Annotated in this window: 2 protein-coding genes; one reads left to right on the top strand and one right to left on the bottom strand. The window is 63.4% G+C overall.

The window, feature by feature from the left end:
• Positions 1-699 (bottom strand): DJ-1/PfpI family protein (locus EOA32_RS36900; RefSeq protein ID WP_128374286.1); only part of this gene is annotated, 699 nt, incomplete at its 3' end.
• 128 nt (positions 700-827) lie between these two features.
• Here EOA32_RS36900 and EOA32_RS36895 point away from each other — a divergent pair.
• On the top strand, positions 828-1,469 hold the full coding sequence (locus EOA32_RS36895) for a cysteine hydrolase family protein (protein WP_066994232.1): 642 nt from the start codon (positions 828-830) through the stop codon (positions 1,467-1,469).
• Positions 1,470-1,650 lie beyond the last annotated feature (181 nt).

Here is a 1,650-nt window from a genome sequence, read left to right as displayed (position 1 = left end):
GTCCAGGGTGTGAGCTTCGCCAAGCGTTGCCCGCACCCCGTCAAGCGCCTTTGTGAACCGGTCGGCGTTCGGCGTCGGTGCAAGCGGGCGCTCGATGAACTGAGCCTGTCCGCCCTGCCGGTGCGGCGACAGCACGACGTGGCGGGCGAGCCGAAGCGCGGCCTCGGCGCCGTAGCGGGCGCGCACAATGTGCAGGCAGCAGTCCAGCCCGGCGGCGACGCCGGCCGAGGTGACGATGTCGCCTTCATCGACATAGAGCACATCGGCGTCGACGGCGATGTCGGGGTGCAGCGTCTGCAACTGGTCGGTATAGGCCCAATGCGTGGTGGCCTTGCGTCCCGCCAGCAGTCCGGCGGCGGCGATGGCGAAGGTGCCGAGGCAGAGGCCGACGATCAGCGCGCCGCGCTTATGTGCCCGTTCGAGCGCATGCTTGAGCGGCGCGGCCAGAGGAGCATCGAGATCTTTCCAGCTTGGGATGATGACGATGTCGGCCTGGTCGAGCGCCGAAAGATCGTGCGGGACCGAAATGCTCAAACCGGCATCGGTATGGATAAGTCCTTGCTCCGCCGCGCAGACGCGGAAATCGAAGCGCGGCAGGCCGAGCTTGGTGCGGTCCGCGCCGAAGACCAGGCAAGGCACGGAAAGGTGGAACGGGCTGATGCCGTCGAAGGCGACGACGGCGACAATCGGATTGCGCATGGCAGACATCACCAGGTTACGGCAAGGAGTGTCCCAATTTTTTCGAATAACGTCAATTGGGCCACTATTCTGGGAATAGATGTTCGGCCTAGCTTCGCCACCTATCAACCCGCTCGAAAGGAACCGCCATGTCAGCACCAGCCACCCAGCCACGCCGCGCACTCGTCGTCGTCGATGTCCAGAACGACTACAATGGCGGCAATCTCGCCATCCAGCATCCGCCCTTCGCCGACAGCGTCGCCAACGTGGCGCGCGCCATGGACGCCGCCACTGCTGCCGGCATCAAGGTCGTTGTCGTGAAGCAGATGGCGCCGGAGACTTCGCCGATCTTCGCCAAGGGCAGCCATGGCGGCGAACTGCATCCCGAGATCGCCGGGCGCGCCCGCGACCACTATGTCGAGAAGACGCTGCCCTCCGCCTTCACAGGCACCGACCTCGAGAACTGGCTACGCGCCAACCACATCGATACGATCGCGGTCGTCGGCTACATGACGCATAATTGCGACCTGTCGACCATCATCCATGCGGTGCATATGGGCTTTGCCGTCGAGTTCCTCTCGGATGCCAGCGGCTCGGTTCCCTACGCCAACAGCGCCGGCTACGCGTCTGCCGAAGACATCCATCGCGTGGTGAGCGTGGTGCTGCAGTCGCGCTTCGCCGCGGTGCTCAAGACCGCCGAATGGATCGATTGCCTGAAGACCGGCGCCCTGCCGGAGCGCGACACGATCTATGCGTCGAACCAGCGGGCGCTGAAGCGGAACGCTGCCTAAAGCATTCACCGTTTCACGGAAACGGCGAAATGCTCTGGCTTTTTGTTTTTGACGCAATTCCGGACGGAAAACCGCTCACACTTTTCCTGGAACTGCTCTAGAGCGGGATGAAGTCATCTCCGGTCGTATCCTGCATTGGCGAAGTAGTTTGAGCACTCGGCGGGTGTCGTCCGGTTGAGGA

It is taken from the genome of Mesorhizobium sp. M1A.F.Ca.ET.072.01.1.1 (assembly GCF_004023325.1).
In the GTDB taxonomy this organism is placed as follows: Bacteria; Pseudomonadota; Alphaproteobacteria; order Rhizobiales; family Rhizobiaceae; genus Mesorhizobium.
This window is presented reverse-complemented; position numbering and strand designations above follow the sequence as displayed.